General features: G+C 52.5%; 15 protein-coding genes. 7 read left to right on the top strand and 8 right to left on the bottom strand.

Features of this window, described 5'->3' with window-relative positions:
• Positions 1-34: 34 nt before the first annotated feature.
• Genes DHV10_RS06330 through DHV10_RS06310 form a run of 4 tightly spaced genes read right to left on the bottom strand, consistent with a single transcriptional unit; the run spans position 35 to position 7,306 of the window.
• The gene (locus DHV10_RS06330; protein WP_109485402.1) at positions 35-3,409 is read right to left on the bottom strand and encodes an SNF2-related protein; all 3,375 of its coding nucleotides are present in this window, start codon (positions 3,407-3,409) and stop codon (positions 35-37) included.
• A complete protein-coding gene (locus tag DHV10_RS06325; protein WP_109485401.1) occupies positions 3,406-4,728 on the bottom strand; it encodes an EH signature domain-containing protein in 1,323 nt (440 codons plus the stop codon). The genes DHV10_RS06330 and DHV10_RS06325 overlap by 4 nt, the downstream gene beginning before the upstream one ends.
• Positions 4,729-4,734: 6 nt before the next feature.
• Entirely contained in the window at positions 4,735-5,385 is a 651-nt protein-coding gene (locus DHV10_RS06320; protein ID WP_162601246.1) for an OmpA family protein, read from the bottom strand.
• Positions 5,378-7,306, bottom strand: coding sequence for a hypothetical protein (locus DHV10_RS06310; protein WP_109485398.1), 1,929 nt, complete (start codon positions 7,304-7,306; stop codon positions 5,378-5,380). Before DHV10_RS06310 ends, DHV10_RS06320 begins: the two co-directional genes overlap by 8 nt.
• Positions 7,307-7,739: 433 nt before the next feature.
• On the opposite strand from DHV10_RS06310, the gene DHV10_RS06305 reads away from it, so the two are divergent.
• From DHV10_RS06305 to DHV10_RS06265, 6 genes are all read left to right on the top strand, one after another.
• Positions 7,740-9,290 carry a type I restriction-modification system subunit M gene (locus DHV10_RS06305; protein ID WP_109485397.1) on the top strand — a complete coding sequence of 517 codons (1,551 nt, stop codon included), beginning with the start codon at positions 7,740-7,742 and terminating at the stop codon, positions 9,288-9,290.
• A complete protein-coding gene (locus tag DHV10_RS06300) occupies positions 9,287-10,480 on the top strand; it encodes a restriction endonuclease subunit S (protein ID WP_109485396.1) in 1,194 nt (397 codons plus the stop codon). The genes DHV10_RS06305 and DHV10_RS06300 overlap by 4 nt, the downstream gene beginning before the upstream one ends.
• The gene (locus tag DHV10_RS06295; protein ID WP_109485395.1) at positions 10,477-13,632 is read left to right on the top strand and encodes a type I restriction endonuclease subunit R; all 3,156 of its coding nucleotides are present in this window, start codon (positions 10,477-10,479) and stop codon (positions 13,630-13,632) included. The genes DHV10_RS06300 and DHV10_RS06295 overlap by 4 nt, the downstream gene beginning before the upstream one ends.
• A 945-nt stretch (positions 13,633-14,577) precedes the next feature.
• Positions 14,578-15,222, top strand: coding sequence for a recombinase family protein (locus DHV10_RS06280; RefSeq protein ID WP_109485392.1), 645 nt, complete (start codon positions 14,578-14,580; stop codon positions 15,220-15,222).
• A gap of 545 nt (positions 15,223-15,767) precedes the next feature.
• Positions 15,768-16,733, top strand: a complete 966-nt coding sequence (locus DHV10_RS27505; RefSeq protein WP_109485390.1) for a hypothetical protein — start codon at positions 15,768-15,770, stop codon at positions 16,731-16,733.
• Between the two features lie 193 nt (positions 16,734-16,926).
• A complete protein-coding gene (locus tag DHV10_RS06265) occupies positions 16,927-19,515 on the top strand; it encodes a nuclease-related domain-containing DEAD/DEAH box helicase (protein WP_162601245.1) in 2,589 nt (862 codons plus the stop codon).
• A gap of 281 nt (positions 19,516-19,796) precedes the next feature.
• Here DHV10_RS06265 and DHV10_RS06260 read toward each other — a convergent pair whose 3' ends face one another.
• On the bottom strand, positions 19,797-20,201 hold the full coding sequence (locus DHV10_RS06260; RefSeq protein ID WP_109485388.1) for a hypothetical protein: 405 nt from the start codon (positions 20,199-20,201) through the stop codon (positions 19,797-19,799).
• 189 nt (positions 20,202-20,390) lie between these two features.
• Positions 20,391-21,527 (bottom strand): PDDEXK family nuclease, encoded by a 1,137-nt coding sequence (locus DHV10_RS06255; protein WP_109485387.1) that lies wholly within the window; start codon positions 21,525-21,527, stop codon positions 20,391-20,393.
• Between the two features lie 176 nt (positions 21,528-21,703).
• Between DHV10_RS06255 and DHV10_RS06250 the strand changes: the two genes are divergently transcribed.
• Positions 21,704-22,552 (top strand): ribonuclease H family protein, encoded by an 849-nt coding sequence (locus tag DHV10_RS06250; RefSeq protein ID WP_338042584.1) that lies wholly within the window; start codon positions 21,704-21,706, stop codon positions 22,550-22,552.
• Positions 22,553-22,584: 32 nt separating this feature from the next.
• On the opposite strand, the gene DHV10_RS06245 is transcribed toward DHV10_RS06250, so the two are convergent.
• The gene (locus DHV10_RS06245; protein ID WP_109485385.1) at positions 22,585-23,370 is read right to left on the bottom strand and encodes a hypothetical protein; all 786 of its coding nucleotides are present in this window, start codon (positions 23,368-23,370) and stop codon (positions 22,585-22,587) included.
• 21 nt (positions 23,371-23,391) lie between these two features.
• Complete coding sequence (locus tag DHV10_RS06240) at positions 23,392-24,531, bottom strand: hypothetical protein (protein WP_109485384.1); 1,140 nt, start codon at positions 24,529-24,531, stop codon at positions 23,392-23,394.
• Between the last annotated feature and the right edge of the window lie 222 nt (positions 24,532-24,753).

The raw sequence follows: 24,753 nt of genomic DNA, 5'->3' as shown, positions 1-24,753 counted from the left end.
AACCAGCTAGTCGCCTCATCTTTTCTCATCCGGACTACCTTTGCGAAGACATCTGACTCAACTGCCCAATCAGGTCTGCTTTCAGTCGGGGTAGTGAAGAGTAGCGGTTGAATTCGACGCTCTCAATTTCCGCTCTCGTGTAATTGGAATTCCCCATGAATTTGCTGAATGAATCCGCCGCGACAATCTCAATATCTCTGCTGATTCCAAACTCCTTAGTCTGCCGAGATACGCTGGCGTTTGTGACCAGCATTGGCTTGAAAGTGAAGCCAGCCACTCGAAGGTTCGCCCGAAAATTGTCACAGGAGGCCATCAATTCATAAAGCACGTCTCTGTCAATGACATCTGTCCACTGTGTGTGCTTGCATTGTATGAGCCGGACTTCTGAGCCTAATTGGGAAATCACATCCACACCTCCATCTCCGCATCGCGGTGAGAGCCACGCCTTCCTTCCGCTTTTGTTCTCAATCAAAGCGACAAGTGCCTCAAACCTATCCCACGTAAGTCCAGTAATGTCATCAACGGTGACTACTTGTTGCGGCGGAACTGCCGCATCTGTCACTCCGAGGGAATCGAGAAGCTCCCGCTGTAGGTCATTCTCGCTTGGGATGGGGGAAAGAAAATCGGCGGCTAATTGTTTGCGAAGTCTTAGAAGTTCATCCAGCTTTTCGTCAAAAGTAGGGAAGCTGTTTTCTGGATGTGTTGATATAGGGTAATAGACGTGAACTGGCTTGGTCTGCCCAATCCTATAGGCGCGGTCAGTGGCCTGAGATTCTTTGGCTGGGTTCCACCAACGACCGTAGTGAATCACGTGATTGGCCTCGACAATCGTCAGCCCGATACCTGCCACATCTGGCGACAAAATCAAAACATTGAAACCGGATGAATTGCGAAAAGCATCCACAATTCCACGTCGGGATTTTCCAATCCCTTTTCTGCCATCCTTCCCAGTTGCCCCGTTTACGATGTGAACCTGAAAGCCGAAGACGTGTTCCAGCACAACAGCAAGGAGCTGTTGCATGTCAATGCTCCGGGTGAAGATGAGAGCTTTTTCCGACTGCGACCGGATGCCGCGCAAACAATCAACTACGCTTTGCAGCTTCGGACAGGAGTGCATTGCTTCCTCGGCGGTCGGCGGCTCGAATTTCGGGACAAGGGAGGGGTGCTGATAGAGACGCATCAAATGATGCAGAATAGAGAAGGGGTGGCTCTCAGAGCTGTTCTCGGACTTTCGATTGAGTAAGTCTGTGTGCCAGTCAACTTGCCGTTTCGATAGTACGCTCTTTATGTAATGCTCAATTTTCGGCGGCAGGTCTAGCACATCTGCCTTATTGCGTCTCAGCAAAAAGGCATCAGGGTGGCCAAGCCTGAGTCTCTCTTTGAGCTTCGGTAACCCTTCGGCATTTTCGGACGCGGACTCATAATCTTTCCGAAATTCAGTCGCACTACCCAGCAATGGACCGGGCTGAAGATAATCGAACAGATTCCAAACGTCAAATAGCCTAGTTTCGACTGGAGTTCCCGTCGAGGCGATGCGAAATCGAGAATTCAAAGCCTTCAGTGCGTGTGAAACCTTTGTACTTGGAGTCTTGAACTCTTGCGCTTCGTCCGTTACTACAGCTGACCAGCGCACTTTTGCAAACGAGTGCTGATAATTGACCACGGTCTCGTAGTTGGTCAAAATGACTTTGAATCTTCTAAGTTCTTCGAGCCGAAGCGCAGGTTGCCCAATGGCGATTTCCCTACCTCGCATCTCAGGATTCCTATAGCTCTTAATAGTGTCTCCATGAAGCACGAGAAGCGGTTCAAAGATAGAACCCTCATCCTTGAAGAACGTTCGCATGTCCGTCTGCCAAGTGGCATTCTCAACCAAAATGACGGGCGCGATGATAAGAATGGGGTTCCAAGGGGGTAAATTCGTTTCATTCCGGACATCAGACAAATCACCTGTCTCGATTAAGGCAGCAAGAAACAAGAGTACTTGCAAAGTCTTCCCGAGCCCCATATCGTCCGCCAAGAGGCAGCCGCCTCGGCTGGACTCGTAATTCGCCCTTAACCACTGATAGCCCAAAAACTGGTGCGCCTTTGGGACTGCACTGAACGACAGTGGAAGCTCTGGCCTAAAGCGTGGGTCAACCCGTGGACTTTCACCTTGATACTCAAGACTGTTCTCATTCGTGTATATGAGGACATACTTTCCGGGGCGTTGAGGTTCCTCTGTGGGAGGAACTTTTTTCCCCCTCGGTTTCAGAAGTTCTGCCAATGACTTCTCAAAGTCAGCCGTTATTGAGATTGTCTTGCCATTGAACTCTACGGTTCCGGCACCTCTGCCGATTGCGTCGGACACATCATTTTTAAGCTGAAGCAGTTCTTGGCGCGACGTGAATCGAATGCGTTCTGAACTGCCATCCGCGTAAGTGCATTCCAAGCCCAATTCTGGTTCCGGCTCCACCAGTTGCTCATCGAGGATACCCGTCCGGGAATCAAGGTAAGGGCGAACCGTAAACGGGAAATCTCCAATACCAATGACTCGCGGTCCGAACGCGAATTCGACTGAGCCAGAGACCCCGTCAAAAACAGAGGACGGGTCCCGCATAATCTCGGCCTTTGCTTGTCCTCCAAGGTGTCGAACTCGCTGTATACGACGAAGGACTTCCTGCTGCTCTTCGTCAAAAATCACCCGCACACGGCCGCCAGCTGCGTCATCGACAGCGTAAACACTCTCGATGTCATCTTCTGCAAAGAAAGCTCGAGTCAATGCATCTTGCGGGACACCTTCAACTTTGGGGACGAATGAAATCCGACCTCCGCCCTCAGCGATTATGTCAACTCCCAACTTCGAAGGGAGAAGGACACGTTCTGCGGCAAGATATTTGTCTAATTTTGCTCCAATCGAACCGGCAAGCCCCTTTATCTCGTGGAAGCGTAGAAGTGCACCTACGGTCTTTTCTTTGACTGAAGAACCATTGAAGGTATCAATCGCCTCTAGTAGGTTGAAGGTATCCGAATCCAGTCGAAACGTCTCATTGCCCGCTTTTAAGAAGCAGCCTAGCCTCTGCGATGACACCAGTTTTGAGCCCCAGTAAAACCGATATGCATATCGGAAATCGGTAGCTCCAAGCCAGCGGCTAGACTCTAGTTCCAAGCTTAAAGGAGACCACCTGCACAAATTCTCGAAAGCATTGATTCCGTTTTCTTCGAGTCGCGCAAATTCAGGATAAGCAACAAGCCATGAGGACTCCGATTGTGCAACCGTTAATTCCATGTCTTCCAATTGCAGAAGGACTGTAGGTAGAATTCGCTCGAACCTAGAGATGGAAGATTGAGGGGCTTCATGGCGCGTGATTAGGACTCCGCGCTCCTCGGCAGTGACAGTAATGTTCGAGCCTTCAAAAAGAGTCCAATTCATTTAGCTTCCGGGAGAATACCGTATTGAGCTAACAAGGTCCTCATCTTGCGTTCCCAATGTGGCAAGTGCGAAATCGCCTCAATACGGCTCTTCTGTTTTAATGTGCTTAGGTAAAATCGACCCTCTGACCAAAATGAATCGTTCAAGTGCGCAACCTTTCGTCGGTCATGGACATAGACAGCATTTCCAACTTTGCTGAACTCGACAACTACCACTGGGCCAAAATCGAGAAGAAATGCACTAGTATCGCTGTGATAATCCATCCTGCCAAAATTCCTCTTATCTCTTGTCTCGACATTTGCCAACCATCGGCTCTCGTCGAATGACGCAAGGAGTGGCCTCGACCTCTTGACCCGTCCGATGTATTTAAGCCAAAAGGGCTTTCTTCCATGCGGGTCATTGCGGGTCGTGAGGACGTGGTCAAAAAAGAGTCTGATGTCTTCGGCAGAAAGCCATTGAATCACCAAGTCCCTCGCTGATTCGTTTAAGCCCAGCCAATTAGGGGTGTTGGATGGCAATCTCGGGTCAAGGAGTCGCGAATCGCTCAGGATGAAATTCTTCAATGGTTCGGCGTGTTGGAGCGATGACTTTGAGGCGAATATCATCTGCTGGACAGCTTGCTTGAATGAACTAGGGTGCCAATGTTTGCTCGGCAATACAAGTTCAACTGTAGCTTTCTGGTATTGGGCATTTTGCATCGCGCCGACCGCATGCGAAATGCACTGTAAGAGGACCTGATTCCCGAACTCTGAATCAGCCTCTACTCCCCACTCATCGCAAAGAGTATCCCAACTCCTTCCAGTGTTGAGGATGTCTTTAGCAAATCTGGTTGGTCCATCACTGTTCAATACGTAACCAAAATTCTGCTTCCATTTCTCTATCAGAGCGTTCTTCTTTGAATAATTCAAAAGGGCAGTCCGAAGAATCCCAACAGACGGTGTGTTGGCCATGCTTTCCCAACGGCGATGCACGCTTCGGACTAACCCTTGCAAGGACCGAGCGTTCACCCTTTCTGGCGTCAACGCAAGACTCTGAAAGTTCGGCTGAATCGCGATTTCGGTTTCCCAACTCAAATATCGGATTGCCCTAGCAGGGAGCTCGATTGGTCGAGAGTTTTCAATTTCTCTCCACAATGCCACATAGTTAGCTGGGCATTTCACCGGTCGTGCTTTTTTTGGTTGGGAGAGCTGAATCACCGTCGCCCGCAATTTGCCGATCAAGCGGTCCGGCGGTAGTGGCGGCGGGGCACCCTGATGCAAGACTCCGGAAAGTCTCTCTATGTCGCCGAGAATCTCAAAGCACGAGCGGGTATCAGGCATTCCTAATCACATTCCGAAGAGACTGTGGAATTCGCGCTGCTCAAACGAGCGAACCCGAATTTTGAAAATGACACGGCGGCTCCGGTCTTTATCTTCACTCCCTGTGTTCGCATCGAGAATAGGCTCCCTGCTTCCTCGGCCAGTAGCGGAAAGGAAATCCAGAAAGCAAGCTTTATCTTCCGTACCTAAGGCTCCAAGGGTTTGCTGAACAACCGCCAACGAACGCTGCTGGCTGAGAGGAAGGTTATGTTCGTCGGTGCCTGTCGAGTCAGTGTGGCCTTCGACGACAATTGAGGCGATTTCTTTGCGATACTTGCCACATGCGACTCCCGCCAGTAGAGGCGAGAACCGGTTGAGGAATGCAATTCCCTTTTGGGGCACTGCCGTCCCATTCACAGTGAAATCCAACAAGCCCGATGGCACCAGCACAATCAGCGCAAGAGGGTCCGCTGGGTCTTGTTGAACTTGTACTCCTTGGCTAGAGAAGATTTTGAGGTCGTTCTTTAGGTCTTCCAGAATCCTGTTCCGTGTATTTTCACCTTCTGCCGACGCATTGTTTAGCGTTGCGACAAGCAGCAGCACAAAAATGACCATGAGCGAAGTCATCAAGTCGGTCAGAGAACTTGCTAGATTGCCGCTGCTGCTCTTATCAGCCATGTCCAACCCTTCCGGTCGACCTTGCGGCCATCACTTCGCTCAAGTCCTGCAAATATTCTGAAAGTTCATCCACAGAAGCGCCCAATCGCTGGGTGGCAGATGCGAAGTGTTCATCCGAAACTTTGGCGAGTGATTCATAGCCTCTCTTGCAAAGTTCCAGATGTTGCGCGAGGTTTCGTTCCAAAGTCTGTAGTAGTGCAGACGCAGACGTCTCAACTTTCGTGAACGTCTGCTGATATTGGGTCATTGCTTGCGATATCCGCTCCAATAAATCCTGCTGTTCCCTTCCGGCCAATGCAAGGTTCTCAACCTGCGAAGAGGAGAGCCCAGCAACTCGCTGAAGACCTTCTTGGGAGTCCCGCACCGCTTTAGCGGCACCACTCATCGCAGTGGTGCAAGCTCCCGCATCTGAAGAGACCTGTTGAAGCTTGGTGAGGACGGAACTGAAATGAGCCGAGGCGGTAACAAACTGAGAAGCAGATTCGTCCAGTGATGCTCTGAGCCGGTCAGCCGTCTCCAATTGACTCGTATGTTTTTGAATCAAGGAGGCAAGTTGTTCTTGGCTAGTCGCCGACCAATCGCCTGCATCTTTCAAGATGGTCCTTGCCGCTTCTGTACTCGCTTGCGATGCTTGTACCATTGAAGCACGAGTCTGTTCAGTTAGTTCTGTGACCTTCGAGGACAAGTCACTCATGAGCGCGGTCATCGCCGCCCCCATGTTGTTCATAGACGACCCCGTGGCCCGTTCAATCTCCACCAGCATTGAACGGAGGACATTTGTGAGGTCTTCGACCTGCGTTCGTCCCAACGCCATTTGCTCAGCGGCTGAATTCTTAGCAAAACTAACCAGCTCAGTGAGAGCCGCTTGCGTGGTCTGATTCTGCGTGTTCATTTGCTCAAGCACCGAGGCAGCGCCAGCAAGTGATTCGGACAATCGTGAGAACTGCGCCATCGTGTTCCCTGATAATGAGGCTGAGAACTGCTCTCCCATCGTGGTGAGAGAATGAGTGAGCGATTGTTCGAGTCGACTCATCATCCCGGCCAAACTGTCAGTGATTGTGTTGCTCTTACTTTCCTCCGTCACCTTAAGGACCTGATTGAGGCTCTCAATAGCGGAAATCATTCGTTCAAGAGTAGGTCCCATGCTCTCGCTGAAAGATTGTTTGAGCCTGCCGGACAAATCCGCATTGAAGGCTCGGAAGGCTATCGACTGCTCCTCCATGTCCTTCTGAAGCTCCACTAGCAAATGCGTCGATGTAAGGACCGGTATGATGCTTGCAATAGATTCGGTAAGTCGTGAAATCGACCTGTCGAGAGCATGAAACTGTTGCTTCTCAATCACCACGAAGACAGTCGCTGCGAATAGTGCTGCTATCGATGAAACAAACTTGCCGGATAATCCATCGATGAGCAGGGGCATCCCCTCCACTCGATTGCCATTAATTCTCACATGTAGAAGCGCCACCAAGATTGCGATGAAGGTGACAAGTAGTCCAGTTCCAGTCAAGAGTCCCGGAATCGCCTCATACCACTCGCGATTCAATTGAGATGCGGTAATCTCGTCAGGTTTCAAGAATTCTGAGGCGGAGCGGGATAGCCAGTATTCGTCTCCAGAACTTCCTTTACGGCGAATCAGGTTCCTTTCGATTCGAGTCCAAATGCCGGACGGCAGGGAGCGGCCATCAAAAAGTTCTCGAATGGCTTCTATCTCGCTCAGACGAAGGCCGGCTCCCGGAGAGGGCGCTCGATATTCGCCTAGGGACCGCGCAGCTCGTTCGCACGAAGCACTCAGAAGTCGCACTCTGATGCTCAAGTAGATAGCTGCAACGAACGCGATTAGCAGCAGCAGCCCTGCGGCCACCCATGCAAAAACGGGAGCGGTAACGCCAATGAACTGCCGGGTCTCAATTAGATAGTTCACTTAATCTGCTGCCCTTCTGTCTCAGCTCGATGAAGATACTCATGCAATGCATCATGAAGGATGTCCTGACTCGTCCGACGCTGAGTCGCCCTAAGCACGCAGAGACGGACATACGTGTCATCGTCGACCTTCACAGTCAACGCGACGGGTCTCGCCTCCGCTGAAGCTCCATTTCGAGCAGGTGTCTTCCTCGGGACAGGACGACGGTTCTTGCCTGTACGTTCCATTTTTGTGAATTTCTTGCGTGCACCGAGTATAGTTCGCATTTACGTAGCTGCGTACTCCAAGATTTGCTGTGTCATAACACTAAGGTGTAATTGCATACGCGCCAAACTCCGCAATTCATCTCAATTGACACTTCGGGCACTTCGGCGGAGGGCTTCCGGTTCACCGAACGTGCAAATTGCTAAGATGATTGACCTAGGCATACTCCATGGCTAACAATCACTCTGAACTAGAGAAGCGTCTGTGGGATGCCGCAGACGACCTGCGAGCGAACTCCAAGCTGAAGTCGGCGGAATACTCAGTTCCCGTTTTGGGACTCATCTTCCTGCGTTACGCTGACCACAAGTTCACCTTGGCCGAGAAGAAGCTAGCTCAGCAGGGTTCCGGTCGCCGTAAGGTCGGCAAAACCGACTATCAGGCCCAAGGAGTGCTCTACATCCCCGAGGAGGCTCGGTTCGCGTACCTGCTCAACCTCCCCGAGGTTGCCGATGTCGGTAAGGCCATCAATGCCGCTATGAAGGCCATCGAGGCCGAGAACGAAGACCTCAAGGACGTTCTGCCCAAGACCTACAACGCCCTTGAAAAGAATCTCCTCGTAACCCTGCTCAAGAACTTCTCCTCAATCCCCATGACCATCGAAGGCGATGCCTTCGGCAAGATTTACGAGTATTTTCTCGGGAACTTCGCTATGAGCGAGGGGCAGAAGGGCGGCGAATTTTTCACACCCCTTAGCATCGTCAACCTCATCGTAGAAGTCATCGAGCCTTACCACGGACGCATCCTCGACCCGGCGTGCGGTTCAGGCGGCATGTTTGTTCAGTCGGCTGCGTTCGTTGACCACCACCAGAAGAGCGTCAACGAGATTTCCGTCTACGGGCAAGAGAAGGTCGCCGAGACCATACGCCTCTGCAAGATGAACCTCGCCGTGCACGGGCTCTCCGGCGACATCCGCCAGTCTGTCACCTACTACGAAGACCCACACAAGAGCGTCGGCAAGTTTGACTTCGTGATGGCAAATCCGCCCTTCAATGTGGACAAGGTGGACAAGGAGCGCATCAAGGACGACCCACGCTACCCGTTCTCGCTGCCCAAGGCCGACAACGCAAATTACCTCTGGATTCAGTTGTTCTATTCGGCGCTGAACGAGACCGGACGCGCCGGGTTCGTAATGGCAAATTCAGCGGGAGACGCCCGTGGCTCGGAGTTGGACATCCGCCGTGACCTATTGAAGTCGGGAGCCGTGGACGTGATGGTCTCTGTGGGCTCCAACTTCTTCTATACGGTCACGCTGCCTTGCACGCTATGGTTCCTCGACCGGGGCAAGGCCAAGGGCAAGCTGAAAGACAAGGTACTCTTCATCGACGCCCGTCACATCTTCACGCAGATTGACCGAGCGCATCGCGAGTTCTCACCTGAACAGATTGAGTTCCTCTCTAACATCGTCCGCCTCTATCGGGGCGAGAAGCTGGACACCGATGCGGAGAGCGGTGAGCTAATGAAGAAAAGCTTCCCAAATGGCAAGTACGCTGATGTGCTCGGCCTGTGCAAGGTTGCAACGCTAGATGAAATCGAAGCGCAGGGGTGGAGCCTTAACTCCGGTCGCTACGTTGGGGTTGCGGAACGGACCGCTGATGACTTCGAGTTCGCTGAGAAGCTGGAGGAACTGAACGAAGAATTGGAGACGCTGAACGTTGAGGCAAGGGAGTTGGAAGAGAGGATTGCCGAAAACATCTCTGTTCTTCTGGAGAGCACTCGATGACCCCGTGCTGGACTGAGAAACATCTGGGCGAGGTCATCACACTCCAGAGAGGATTTGACTTGCCAGAACGTGAGCGGCAATCGGGCGTAGTGCCGATAGTGTCCTCGTCAGGGATTACCGGATACCACGTTGCCGCAAAATGCAATCCACCCGGCGTCGTCACGGGCCGATATGGCACTCTTGGGGAGGTTTTCTATATTGACGATGCTTATTGGCCGCTGAACACTACGCTGTGGGTGAAAGACTTCAAGGGAAACAACCCACGATTCGTTAGCTTCCTACTGAAAACTCTTAATCTCGGCCACCAAAACGCTGCTGGCGCAGTTCCCGGAGTAAACAGAAACGCATTGCATTTGCTCCCAGTTAAGGTACCACCCCTTCAAACACAGCGACATATTGCCGAAATTATTTCGGCCTACGAAGACCTGATTGAGAACAACACCCGGCGAATCAAAATTCTGGAGCAGATGGCTCAGATGCTTTACCGGGAGTGGTTCATCAACTTCCGATTTCCCGGACGTGAGAAGGTCAAGATGGTCGAGTCGGAAATCGGAGTCTGTCCGGAGGGTTGGTGCCAACCCTATCACAAGCTAGTAGATTTCCTCGAAGGACCGGGCTTGCGGCGTTGGCAGTACCGGGACACTGGTCTCAGATTCCTGAACATCAGAACGATAGGAAACGGAGACATTGACCTAACAAAAACACAATTCATTGACCCTAATGAAGCGGAAAAGAAATACAAGCACTTTCTCCTATCTGAGTTCGACCATGTTGTGTCTAGCTCTGGGACTCTTGGGCGAATTGTGACCGTCAGACAAGACCATCTCCCTCTAATGCTGAACACGAGCGTTATCAGGATGAGACCTCGTACCTCGCAAGTCGGTAGATGGCAACTGAAGGGGTTCCTGAGGTCAGACTATTTCCAAAATCAGATTCTCTCTTTTGCAAGCGGGGCGGCTCAAATGAACTTCGGTCCCGTCCATCTAAAGCAAATGAAGATACTGGCCCCTTCCGCAGAAATCAGTGCTGCCTTCGAGAAAATCGTCTCTCCTCAGGAACTCTCAATCTGTAATCTTATTCACAAGAATCTGGTATTGCGTAAAACCCGCGACCTGCTCCTCCCCAAGCTGGTCTCCGGCGAACTCAGTGTTGAACATTTTGGAAAGGAAGCAGTCGAGCAGATGGCATGACGTACAAAGACCAAGACGGCGAAGGAACGCTCGAACTCAACACGATTGAGTTGTTCGACCGTATGCGTTGGGAGGTCGCGGACTGCTACCACGAGACCCTCGGAGAGAACGGCACGCTTGGCCGGGAGACCTCGGTACAAGTCGTTCTCGAATGCCGTCTCCGGGCCGCAATCGCAAAGCTGAACTCCAGTCTTTCCACCGCCGCCATAGACCTCGCCATCGCCGAGGTTGTGAAAGACCGCAGCGTCCTAAGTCCCGTTCGGGCGAACCAAGAGGTCTATCAACTCCTCAAGGACGGCGTGAAGGTCACCTTCCGCACGGCGGACGATGAAGAGTCCGTCGAAGTCGTCAAAATCATCGACTGGGAAAGGCCGGATAACAACGACTTCTTTCTTGCCTCGCAGTTTTGGATTTCCGGCGACTACGGCAAGAAACGTGCCGACCTATTGGGCTTTGTGAATGGCATACCGCTCATATTTATCGAACTGAAGGCATCGCACAAGGCTCTGGAGAACGCCTACAAGCACAATCTCTCCGACTACAAGAGCACGGTTCCGCAACTGTTTTGGTTCAACGCCGTCGTCATCCTCTCGAATGGGTCAAAGAGCAAAATTGGCAGCATGACTGCCGGGTGGGAGCACTTCGCCGAGTGGAAGAAGATTAACGATGAGGGCGAAGAGGGTGTGGTCAGTTTGGAGACCATCGTCCGTGGAGTTTGCGACAAGACGCGGCTACTCGACCTCGTGGAGAACTTCACCATATTCAGCGAGGCCAAGGGAGAGACGGCGAAGCTGGTCGCCAAAAACCACCAGTACCTCGGCGTGAACCGCGCCCTAAAAGCCGTTGAGGAGATAAAGCAGAACCAAGGCAAGATTGGCGTCTTCTGGCATACGCAGGGCTCGGGCAAGAGCTATTCGATGATTTTCTTCTCGCAGAAAGTGTTGCGGAAGCTGACCGGCAACTGGACGTTCCTCATTGTCACCGACCGCGAAGACCTCGACAGCCAAATCTACAAGAATTTCGCTTCGACAGGCGCGGTGATTGAGAAGGAAGAACACGTGAGGGCTCAGAGTGCCGAGCACCTGAAGCGGCTGCTCGACTCGGAAGATCATCGCTACCTGTTCACCCTCATTCAAAAGTTCCGCACCGAGGCCGGCGAGGCGTACCCCCGGCTCTCTGACCGCTCCGACATTATCGTCATCACCGACGAGGCGCACCGGAGCCAGTACGACACTTTTGCCTTGAATATGCGGAATGCCTTGCCGAACGCGGCGTTCATCGGCTTCACGGGCACCCCGCTGATGGCTGGCGAGGAGCGGACGAAGGAAGTCTTCGGTGACTACATCTCGGTCTACAACTTCAAGCAGTCGATTGATGATGGCAACACGGTTCCGCTCTACTACGAGAACCGTATCCCTGAGTTGCAACTGGTAAATGAGAACTTAGCCGAGGACATCGCCGAAATTGTGGAGTCCGCCGACCTGAGCGACGACCAGCAAGCCAAGCTGGAGCGGGAGTTCGCTCGGGAGTACCACCTAATCACTCGCGAAGACCGGCTGGAGAAGATTGCCGACGACCTTGTGGCTCACTACTCAGGGCGGGGCGTGTTGGCGAAGGCGATGGTCATCTCCATCGACAAGGCGACCGCCGTCAAGATGTACGACAAGGTTCAGAAGCACTGGAAGGCGAAGCTGGCGGAGATGCGGAAGGCCATCGCTGCTGCCGACCCCTCCGAGAGGCCGGAACTCGAAAGCCGCTTGAGCTACTTCGAGAAGACGGATATGGCAGTGGTGGTGTCGCAGTCGCAGAACGAGATTGAGGAGTTCCGGAAGAAAGGGCTCGACATCGCCACTCATCGCAAGCGGATGGTCAAGGAGGATTTGGAGACCAAGTTCAAAAATCCTGACGACCCGCTCCGAATCGTCTTCGTCTGCGCGATGTGGATTACCGGCTTCGATGTGCCGTCGTGCTCGACAATCTACCTCGACAAGCCGATGAAGAACCACACCCTGATGCAGACCATTGCTCGGGCGAATCGCGTGTGGCAGGAGAAACAGAACGGGCTCATCGTGGATTACGTGGGAATCTTTCGCAACCTCCAGAAGGCTCTCGCCATCTACGGCACCACAGCAGCCGGGGGCGAGATGCCCATTAAGGACAAGGAAGGGCTTGTTCGGTTGCTTAATGACGAAATCCAGAAGGCTTTGGTTTTCTCACAAGAGCACGGTGTGGAACTTGACAAGATTCTAAAGGCGACTGGCTTCGAACGGGAAAAGTTAAAGGACGACGCGGTTGCCGCGTTTGTTCTGACGGACGACATCCGCCGTCAGTTCCTCGGCATGGTTGGGGGTGTCGAGAAGCTCTTCAAGTCGCTGCTGCCTGACCCGGCAGCGAATCAATTCGGGCCGATACGTAAGATGCTGGCGGTGATAGCGGAGAAGATTCGTTGCGAGATTGGGGTCGCCGACATCTCCGGTGTGCTGGAACAAGTGGAGGATGTTCTCGACGCTTCGATTGCAACGGAGGGCTATGTGATTCGCCCCTCGGCGACCGACGCGAACTATATCGACCTGAGCCAGATTGATTTCGAGGAGTTGAGGCAGCAGTTCGAAGCGGGGCGCAAGCCGATTGAAGTGCAGAAGCTGAGGGCGCAGCTTACCACGAAGGTCGTCAAGATGGTGCAGTTGAACAAGACGCGGATGAACTTCCTCGAAGAGTTCCAACGGATGATTGAAGAGTACAACTCCGGCGCGGCAAACATCGAGACCTTCTTTGCTCGGCTGATGGCATTCACTCAGAAGCTTTCCGAAGAGGACAAAAGGGCAATCGCTGAGGAGCTAACCGAGGAAGAATTGACCATCTTCGACCTCTTGACCAAGCCTGACCCGGTTCTGACGAATGCCGAGGAACACGAAGTCAAAAAGGTCGCTAAGGAACTTCTCCAGAAGTTGAAGGCAGAGAAGCTGGTTCTCGATTGGAAAAAGCGTCAGGCAACTCGGGCGGCAGTGCGATACACCATCGAGACGGTTCTGGATGAACTGCCGCGCACCTACACGACGGAGCTTTACCAGAGCAAATGCAACGTGGTCTACCAGCACGTGTTCGATTCCTACTCTGGTATGGGTGGTGGAATCGATGCCACGCCAATCTAACCCCATTTCTGAACGAATCCGTCAACAGCTCTACGCGAACCGCATGCACATATTTGTCGGGAAAAGGGAGTTCACCCGCTTTAAATTGGTATGGAAGAAATGAAAGAACTTCTCAGCAGAGCGAGGGCGAAGCTCTGGAACGTGCTTGCAGGTCACGGACCCATCCCAACTGACATCCCAAGCGAAAAGAAGGTGGCAATCGAAGCACGCCGAAAGAAGCATGTAGCGAAATGGAATAGAGTCATCGAGTGCATTGAATGCTCAATCGCAATCAGAAACTTAAGGGCTCGAATCCATCACGAAGGCCTCGGGTGACCAGCGAGCTTCCTACTCCGCCGAGAAGCAGCTTTCGCCTCTCGCGTCCTACCATCAATCCCGCCTCGATCCCACAGCGTACTCCGACATTTTTTGGAAGCGCACAGCTTGGGATGCCCCACGGACGGAATCCAGACGTGTCCGCAGACATCGCACACGGCTACCTTTTGCAATTTCCAGCCCACGACTGAAGTATACATAATGCCCTGTGGTCATTATGCCCTTGAGCTTTGGGTCTATTTCATCTATAGTATGATCAATGGACAGAATGCACAAAGGTCAGAACATCAATGATCAAGCAGAACTATTGAGTATCTTTGCGGCGGAGTTCTTTCGCCATCCCGGAGACCTCGGCTTTACAGCCATTGTGCGTGCTCCCGACGCGGAAAGGGCACGGAGCGAGGCATGGCGTCTCTTTCCGGAGTACCGGAGGTTGTCTTCAGCAACTCGCGTTCATGTTCTCCACTATGCGGAGGTTGATTGGGATTCTGGGAGAGTAATCGTTGCGAAACAGGAGAGTCGGAGATTGACTCCGGTCTTCTTCGCAGATGATGAGGCGGACGAAAAAGCCGGGGAGAACGCCTGACCAACAGATCAACACCCGATCAGATCATTTGGGAGGTTGTCGCTATGAAACGTGTCGCTCTTTACCTACGAGTAAGTAATCCAACTCAGTTTCTGGAGAACCAATCGTTTCAGCTTCGGGAAATCTGTTCAAGGCGTGGGCTAGAGATTGTTGCGGAATACAGTGACAAAGGCATCTCAGGAACAAAAGCTAGGCGTCCCGGCCTCGACGCACTCATGCGTGACGCAAGGAAACGGAAGTTCGACGTGGTCTACGTCGCCGCGTTTGATCGAATTGCTCGCTCTGTACGCCACTTTCTTCAGGTTCTGGATGAACTGGAAAGCTTCGGCGTTGAGTTCTGTTCCGCTCGAGAAGCAATTGACACTTCCGGCCCCATGGGGAGGCTCTTCCTCACAATAATCGGCTCAATTTCGGCACTGGAGCATGATCTGATTCGAGACCGGATAAAGCAAGGCATGGCCCGGAGGCGTCTGATGGGTCTGCACGTAGGTCGCCAGCCACTAGACGTGAACCACCGCGCACTCGTAGCTGACCGTTTATCCGGCATGAGCCTGACCGACGTTGCCAAGCGATATGGTGTGAGCCGCGCCAGCGTTGTCCGTTGGGTACGCGAGGCTAAGCAGATGAGTAGTGTTTCGCCTACTCCAATTCAGCCGAAACACGAGGTTCGAGAGGAGGTGGCCGCATGATGGATCAGGTAATCGTAAGATTCCGCCCGAGCAGGGGAGTTCCTGCTCTTCCGAGTGAGTCGCTCAACATGGCCTTGGTTTCTCTGGCGGAGTCGGATGAACTCCAGCCATTGCTCCGGGGGGCAACTGAGGAGGGCAAGGCGCTCGCGATTGACGTCTTTCGGAATCGGGAGGGATGCCCGGTCTTCATCAACTTCAGTAAGGAGACCTTAGAGTGATAGTTCTGCGAGCTTCAACCGACATTCGGAACCTAACGCGTTCGGACGCTTTTCCGCCGCAGTACTCCTTCCGTGTCAACCTTCTCGTAGACGCCAGTCCGGTCTAGTCCTGAACCAGCTTAGCCATCGGCACCTCGAATACCTCGCAGATGCGCAATAGTGTGGTGACCGTGATGGGGCGACGACCGGCCTCAACGTGCTGCCAGTGGCACGGGTACCCAAAGCGCGAAAGAACTGGTCTTGATTCGCCACGCATTGGGTTGTAGAGTGTTACGAGCTAAAACACCACGAGCAGATTAGCGTACACCATCCCTTCGAGGTACGGAGATGCGGAAAGCAAGGACTGTTCTGACCATCGCCGTCTGTATCCTCCTCGGCGCGATTTCGTCTGATTCGGAGAGTGTGCCGAATGCCAAACTCTCCGTTATGGGTCTTGCAGGAGGCGAGGAGCAAGCGATTGCAGAGGAACTCGTCCGGTCTAATGGCTTTATTGAAGCCGAGTGTCCCAGTTGGCGAAAACAAGGAATCTCACCGCCCATGTGCTTCAGTCGGAGCGAGGGTGAGAAGCTGGCTCTCTCATTCATCAACGGGCACTTGTCCATGGCGGATTACGACTTCAGTCTCGCTCGATACGACGGAATCAGGGACAATCTAATTCGCCAATTTGGCGCTCCAAGGCCATATCGTGATGGCAATGACGGTTCTTGGGTATATGATTTTTGGCGGAATAGCGATAAAACGGTTGAGATTGACATCTCTAAGCGAACGGATGGAACCGGCTACATCACGCTCGATGCTGTTCATCTGGCGCAGAAGACAGCTACTACGAATCCCGGTGTAACACCGATGCGACAACAGGCTCACGATGTCAGTGATACAGAGTGCGCCGTTTCATCTGACGATTGCATCGTAATGCGAGTGCTAAGCGCGAAGCTCGTAAACATGACTACTACTGACCCAAATGGCTACACAGTTTCTCGCAGCCTACCGTTCCAGCGGTTGACGGTGTCTCTCAGGGGGAAGAGAACCTCCGATGGCGTGTGGTTCAACGGACAGAACTATAGATTCGCCGACATCTTGTGCTTGAAGGGTTGCGGCCGATTTTTGAAGATTGGTGAGACATACCGAATGAGAATCGGAACTCAACCGACCTCTTCTGTACCGTTTATCCATCCGTACCTTACATTGGATAAGAAAAACTCTGCGACAGTGCAAGCGTGGCAGCTTCTCGAATTGTGCCCGCAGGGCAACCGCTTTCAATGCACAGCACTCTCTACCGTTGACGACCGATAACGAGAGGTGCCCAAGAAGAGACCCCGGTCTGGTTCACAAACCCGCATTCCTCGTTTCAAGTTTTCGCCGCCTTTTTCTATCTGGATCGGGGCTTCGAAGATGGTCAATTGGGATTAGTCAATGATCACTTGTGCTCGCCGGATCGGCAATTGTGGTTTAGAATCTGATGGGGAATCGACACACAAGGGTCCGGATGTCAAAGGGCAAAGGCAAAGCAGCGCGTGCATATTGGTATTCTCAATTAACTGAAACTGAACTTCTACTGGTTAGAACGGGTTATCCTTCGCCTGAATCCAAGGATGAAGCGATTCGACTCCGAACCTTGGCGAAAGAACTGTACTCCAGTTCACCAAAAGACAACGATGCGCCTTGTTGCTATGTGTTCTTCGACACGAAGACTGCACACCATGCCCGGTGCTCCCGAAAATCTCCAGATGCCAATATAGCCCGGATTGATAAAAGCTCGCTGGGAACTGCTGAGTCACAGATTTCCGTCGCGGATGGAGGGAAGCTGGGCAGCGGTTTAAATTCCCAAATTCCCTCCCCTGCTGAGATGCCGACAACACTCGTTCCCACAGAAACGGCTTCACCAGATTCTGAACAGCATAAGCCGAAGAGCATTATCAGCATAAAAGACCCCATGAAGCGTCCGACGTTCCTTTCGCTACAAGATGCTGAGGCGTGGGAGACGGCAAACACTGAGACAGAAGGTCCGATTGCGCGTTCAATCCTTGGAAACCGGATCGAAGCGAGAAGGGAGGCATTCACCACTTCTAAAGAGTCTCGTCGCCCGTTCCTTAGGAATGATCCCCCTCCTCCGAATCGGCAAGCGGAAGCGAAGGTCGTGATTCACGGAAGACTGCCATGGAGACCTCAGGAGTACCCGTTCGCGGAGTTGCTCCAAAAACTCTCCGTGCCACCTGAGAACGAGATTCACGCGTGGTTTACGCAAATTCTCGGAACTCCAGACATTGATGCGGTTGTGGTTGCCAAAAACATTGGGCTATTCGTCATTGAGCTAAAGAACTGGAGCCTCGGCGCAATACACGAGATTCACGGAGCAGAAGTAATCAAAATAGATGAGAACGTCAAGAAGTCGACTACAAAACCGCCTTGGCAACAGGCTTATGATGCGATGGATGTATTCAGCGCAAGGATGGTTAACTATCCCGCTTGCAATGGGGTTTGGTTTTCTTCTGTCGCTTCGTTGTTTCGGATATATCGAGAGTCGTTCCTGCGGAAGTTTAAACAGCATTGCACCGCGCCCGGCGCATTGGAGTTGATCGCCAACGGCGTAATTTTTGCAGACGACCTACTAAGTGGGCGAGCATTCTTGGACAGGCTAAAGATTTCGAAGCACAATCCCGTCTACCGGAGAAAGCCAAACAGAAGTCGAGACCTTCTCTCTCGCTATGGCGTTGATCTGGTTCGCGCGGTTGAAAGCTACATCAATTTCAAGGCCATACCTTCGGAGAGTCCAACCCCGAGCGATAAGAAGAGGCTCGCGCTGATTGAGGAGGAGGAAGAAAGGGACCTCTCCAGATGTGATCTCACGAAGGACATCCTTTGCTGGGGATATGCAGGTACTGGTAAGACGGTGCTTGCTCTTCAGTCCGCGTTGCGAAAAAAAGGCGCAACGCTCTTCACATGCTTCAACAAGGTGCTTGCAACAGACATCCGCAGGTTGACCAGTTTCAGCCCCGTCTACCGTGAATTGCCGATTGAGGTTTACCACACGTACGATCTCATCGACACTTGCGAAGCAAGGCTTGGGATACTATTCGAATCTCGAAACTCTAATGAAACCATGTCTCATTGGGCTGGTCGGCGAGTAAAGAGAATCTTGGAAAAGGACGCGTCCGACCCCAGACTCTCTTCCATATGGAATCACGTGATTGTAGACGAATCACAGGACCTCGAAGACTGCGCATGGCTCTTGATTGAAAGAATATGTAGCTCGCAAACGACAATGTTTGTGATTGATGGGAAGAAGCAGCAACTCTATCGGTCGGACCGGTCACACTTCCTTCAGTCTTTCCCCTCACGGATTCCAGACAAGAATAGGAGGGAAAAACGACGGGTATTCCGAACTACCAGTGAATCGTTCTTACTCGCCCAATTGTTTGTGGAATGTTTTCCACTTGCTGATCGTGCAGAACGTATGTGGAAGGAACGGTTCCTTGAGCAGTATCATCGTGCCCGTGAGTCCGAAGCAATAGAACAGTCGCATTTCGACTTTGACCTTCCACGCGGGAAAGGTTCAGCCCCCAAGTTGAGAAACGTAGCAAAGTCATACCCGGATGGCGCTACAGGAGGAATCGCTTCTTTCGTCGCCTCTCTGTTGAAGCAAGCAAGTCAAGGGCTGGAGGGCGTCAGTGGGATTCCTTCCGACATCTTGATCCTCGTACCATTTTCAAACTCTGATCTCACCAAAAACAGACCTGATTGGAAAGAGATTGCCATATCGGCTTGCCGTACGCTTGGCATGGAGTATGTAGACTATTCAATCAGCCAGAATCGTGAAATTCCTCACTCACCGAACGAAGTTCGAATCTGTACATTCCATAGTTGTCGCGGGATCGAAGGATACTATTCTCTGGTTCTCGGGTTTGAATCGCTTTGCGAAGCTGCAAATCAGGTGAATGTATTTGCGCAGAACCTTGGTTACATCACATTGACGCGGGCGGTCTTCGATACGGACATCGTTTTCTGGCTTCCCGATGAACGGTCGAAGGCAGAGATTTCGTTTCTTCGCGAGATGCTCTTGTTCACGGGATTCTGAACGCGAAGCTGAACAATGGTCGGTTGTGGCTCGGTTACGGTAGGCTTCGGAGCCGAAGTTGTGACCAACCGCTACGAATTTGGGCCACTGTGCTTCGGCGTTTGGGCACTGAAGGCGGTACCCCTCTGGGAAGAATGCAGGCCCGTGCAGACCGCCTCGTGCCGGGAGAATGCTTGATCCCTGCGGCGGTTTGATATCTTTCGCCTTTATCTGCCATCCGCGAATCAGTTCAATGACGTTCATGAGGAGGACTCTCGACCTGCCGTGGCGTTTGAGAATACTCAGTACTCATCAGCCTTCAACTCATAGGTGCGCTTCGGGTTTAGCTCCTGCGCCACGAAAGCACGGAGGTTGGTCAGACTGTTAGCGAGATATGCTCGACCTTCCCACATCAGCATTTTGGCCGGTTCCCAATATGAGGCGTCGTCTCGATAGACGTAGTCTATGAAATCTTCTATTTGAGCCTTGGTGACCGTTACCCGTATGTCCAATCGTTCCCAAACGGGATTCAGGTTGCGTTCCTTGCACCAACCCGCTACGACGCCGGGCCAGCACCGGTAATTATTCGGCGGAGCGGGGAACCAGACGTGTGTGGAATTGAATTGTCCTCCGAATATGCCCTTCTCTACACGTAGCTTTAATCGCTTATCTGTGGTTAAGTCTATCCAGCAGTTGAACTCAGTCATTGGTCGATATCCTGTTCCTCTCGATAGCTGTGAAGTCGGCCACCCGCACTGACCCAATCATCCTCATCTCAGGTATCTCAACTGGGAGTACACTTCATGGACGCTTCACTTCATGAGTGCATAATCGTTAGTGATGAGGCTCGAAATCCGAGTGAAATCAAAGCGCGAAAGGACGAATCACGCTACACGCTACATCTGCTGACTGACCTGAATAGCCTCCTTGAGGCCATCCAAGAAGTCCTGTGAATGAGAAATCCAATCGTCCGATGAGAGGGTGACCCAAGCGTTCTGATAGTTCTGAGGCAGATTGACGCCTGACGCGACTAGACGGTTTCCAAATGCCTCAGAGAACTTGGTGGCGCGGTCTGAGGTTTTGAGCGCAATCAGGTGCAGTTCGAGAGTACCGTTCGCGAAGACCGTGAACGGGGATACTGAAGCGTGAAGCCAAGGCCATTTCGGGCTAAAGGTAGCGGTCACTGTACCTCGTCCCCATACCACATTGGCATTTAATGATTTGCAGGTCTCATAAATGTTCCCGATAGCAGCAATGTCTTCGGGCTTGAGCCCCTTTAGGATCGCATTCTGTCTGAAGCCCTCCCAATCGGTGGCGACAGGCTGCCGGCTCTGCTGCTTCGAAGCATCACGCTTAATCTGGCGAATCTGCTCAGTGAATCCAAAAAGGGTTGGGACGACGATACGAGTTTTCTCCAATTCGTACTGTCGAGCTTCGACCAAAAGTACCTCCACCGTCCCCAACTGCTTGTTCATGAACTCCACGAGCCGTTTCAATTCGGGCGGAGCTTGCTCAAGGAAGAAGATGATGCGAATTTCACTTGCTTTGAGCTTCTTTTCGAAGGCGCTGAAGAAGTTCTCAACCGAATCCACAACTTCTGAACGGAGCCCATGTAGACCCTCGTCCAAGGAAGTACCGTTCTCTTTTGCCGTTAGCTCCGCGAATGAGCGGAGGTCGTCAGCGGTCCAGAAATACTGAGCATTTGCCGCATATTCTAAGACTTGGCCAACGACTTCCCGTCGTGCTCGCGTGTCGAGGTAACGCTTGCATTCCACAAATGTCGGTGTGGCATTCTGGTCAGCAAAGAGGAAGTCGATACTCCATCGGTCTGTTCCGGTGGATGGGTCAGGGACTGGCATTTCGCGTTTAATAAGCAGCCACCGACAAGGCGCTTCTGGATCGATTTGGTCGCCGGGAAGAAGGTCGAAGTTGTTCAGGAGGATCGACTGAAGTTCCTTGTCCTCATCTTTACAGTTCAGTAACTTCAAGGGTTTCGATGTACCGACTTCGCTCAGTGCGTAGACTTTTGCCATTGGCCCTTCCTGCCTTCATCTCACAGCCACTATCAGTCGCCCTACTCATCGATGTTTCGTTCCCAGAGTTGAGTCGTCTATCGTGCAGTCGCTTTCAAGCCGAGTATAGAGCACTAAAACGCTGCACTCAGGTTGCGCCTCTCTAAAATGCCTGATTGCCTCCTCTCAGTTCATTAGTGGGAGGTAGTCATTCGGCATATAGTGTCCATAGAGTGCCACTTGATTCGCGGGCAGTTCACATCTATACCGATGGCTCGTGCTTCCGCAATCCCGGTGGCAGTTCCGGCTGCGCTGCAATTGTTCAGTATCCCGAGCATCTCAGTCGTGAGGATGAACAGATTGTTGATTTCGGGTGCTCGGAAAGTAGCAACAATCGAATGGAGTTGCTTGCGTGCATTTGTGCTCTGAGATGGATTCGTCTGAATTCGCCTTGGCCAGATGTCTCGAGAGTACAAATTATCACGGACTCTCGCTATGTGAAGGACAACATCATCCGTGCTCAGTCATGGCGAAAGAACGATTGGAGGAACCTTTATGGAGAACCAGTGGAGAATTCCGACCTCTGGAGGAGTTTCCTTTCCGCCTTCAAGAACGCCAGCATGACCGTACATTTCGAATGGACGCCCGGCAAGAAAACTCCGATCTTGAGGGAGATAGATAAGGCCGCAAAGACTGCTGCCAAGCGTGGCGGTACAGACATCGACCGTGGCTTCAAATCCGGAACGGTCGCCCGTTCCCTGTTTCCCGGAGCGGCGACACGGTTTGTCGCTACTGGCCAGACTGCGGTGATCCGACCCTATCGGCACCGTCCCATCAAGAAAAGCGAGTGGAAGGTACGGTTTAACGTCTTCTCCGAAGAATCTGGAAAGTATATCGCAAGCTGTTATGCCTTGGTCTCTCCCGAGCTGGCTACTGGGTTACACCGCCAACACGGGTACCGCGTACGGTTCAACAATGACCCGAATTATCCGCAAATTGTCGAACTAGTCGAGGAGGTTTCGATTCCCAACAGAATGACTCCGTGAACCTTTGAGAATCACGGCTTAGCCAGCCCAGATTAAATCACCCCAAGTATTAACCCCTCAATGTTAGCAATGCTGCGCTCCTCGGAAGTCAAATCCGGCTTGAGAAATCCGCTCAGAGACCCGCTACAGTCCGCACGTCTCAGCCACTCCGCAGTTGCATACGCGGCTTGCTCGTCCCCATCCCTGCCGTCCTTCGGGAACCGCCGCATCCACAAAGCCGGATAGACCTCAGCCACAACCGTCTTCCGCTCGGGAATCTCCCAACCATCGAACGGCCAGAAATGTGGTTGGCGTTTGCAATGCTTTCTCAGGTGGAGAAGCCACGGCAGACCGGCGTGCGTTGATTTCGCAACGGAACCCTGAACATCGAAGAGGAACACGGATTTTGCGGTGGCCGTCCACGCCTCGGTCAATCGGAGCCAACGATTGTCCCCAATCCTTTCCGAACCGTGCCCTGCGTGTCCGTCTCTGATGAGGTCGACGAAGACCCCCTGTTCATCAGTCGGCCAATGATAACGAAAATCCTCTAAGAAGCTTTGCCAATCACTGGAGAGTCGGTATTTCTCGAAGTAGGCCAACGGAAACGAGAATGCGTGGTCTATGCCAACAATGGTCGGCTTATCGTCGCCAAGCTTGTCGCAGAGCCATTCGGCGAGACCTCGGCGTGTCCAGTATCGGCGAGGGCTCGGCGGCGGTTGAATCTGTATCGGCTCACCGGCATCCTCTGCCATGAACACGCGGATGCCCTTACAACTGGAGTCTGCGGTCTCCGCGCCGGAGTAGTCGATGCCGATGTATCTTTCAAAATTCGGAGTCACTCGAAGACAACCTCCACTGAATTACTCAGCACCTTCGATAGCAAACTCTTTCCCTGCCGATGCCTTCGTTGTCGGGTCAACAACGGTGAAGATGCAGTCGATGTAGGGCCTCACCGTTTCCCAACTGGCACCTTTTTCGTAGTAATCATCCAGCGGCTTACCCACGGTCACAGCATTAGCAGGCTTGGCGAACAGTTCAAGAAACGCTGCACGAGAATCCTTCTCCTTGTGCTTCTTCTCGTCTTGATGCGAGTAGGAGTGAAACTCGATGACACGAGGGGGAGCAGACAACTGCGGTGTAGCAGAACAAGCTCCCGGACTCGCTTCTTCTCGCTGCACATGCCCTTCAGCGAAACTGTCTTCAACGGTATGGAGCAGGCTTCCAAATGCCACGTCAGTGATGCGGCGACGTAGGGCTGGATTTCCGGCAGTAAAAAGGTCTTGCACTGTCCATCCGCTCGTTCCAAAGAACTGAGCGAAGCCGTCGATTTTAACGTCTGCTAGTTTCGTGTCGAGTTTGTACTCCCCACTCGCAACCCTCCATGTGAATTCCATCCAAATCATCACCCGTCTCTGCGTCTCAGCAGCCGTTTCGCCATCCTGAGACGCCATCGAATGGAAGAATTGGAGGTCGCCGAAATGGGAGCGCGCCAAAAGAGGGGCATGATTCGCTGCGTTCGGGACTTGGCCGGAAGCCGCCATCTTCTTCGCTGCTGTGAAGATTTGGTACCAGCAGTAGGGTTGAGTGGTAAATCGAATGGTCTGGAGGGTCTTGCAGCTCGTATGTTGGGCTTCGCTCGGCAGCATCTGAAACGGAGGATCGTCGTTCCATCTCACACCGGCAATGATAAAGAGACCCGCGTACTCCGCTGAAGCATCAGCATCATTGCAGCCGTCTTCACAGTCGAAAATGCGGCCCGTAATCTCCTCGTGAACAGGCTCCGAAAAGTGAAGTACGCCGGTCTGACTCAGCTTCAAGAAAGCTCTTTGCCACCAATCGTCATTCTTCGCGGCTACGTGCTGCTCGACCTTCGTCCCGCGAGGAGAAAGGCTGGAACCTTTGGCTTCCAAGCTCAGGAAAGCAGACGTTGGGCCAAGAACAAGGGCGAGACACAGCCGAACAAAGCGCGGTGAATGACGGAAACCCTGAACCGAACGCATGGGCCCTCACCTTCAATGTATGTATTTGTCTACGATACTCTCGCTGACCTTAGCATAGCGACTTCCGGGTGCTCTACCCGGAACAGAGTCTTACGGTATCGCTGATTTGACGACGAGAACGAGGGGTGCAGGAGAGCGACGATATTTGCCCGTACACCAGTATCGGGAACTTCGATTCCACGCGCCACGGGGCCGATGCCGCTCGAATCGATAGCACTCCAG

Source organism: Occallatibacter savannae (assembly GCF_003131205.1).
Classification (GTDB): domain Bacteria; phylum Acidobacteriota; class Terriglobia; order Terriglobales; family Acidobacteriaceae; genus Telmatobacter; species Telmatobacter savannae.
This window is presented reverse-complemented; position numbering and strand designations above follow the sequence as displayed.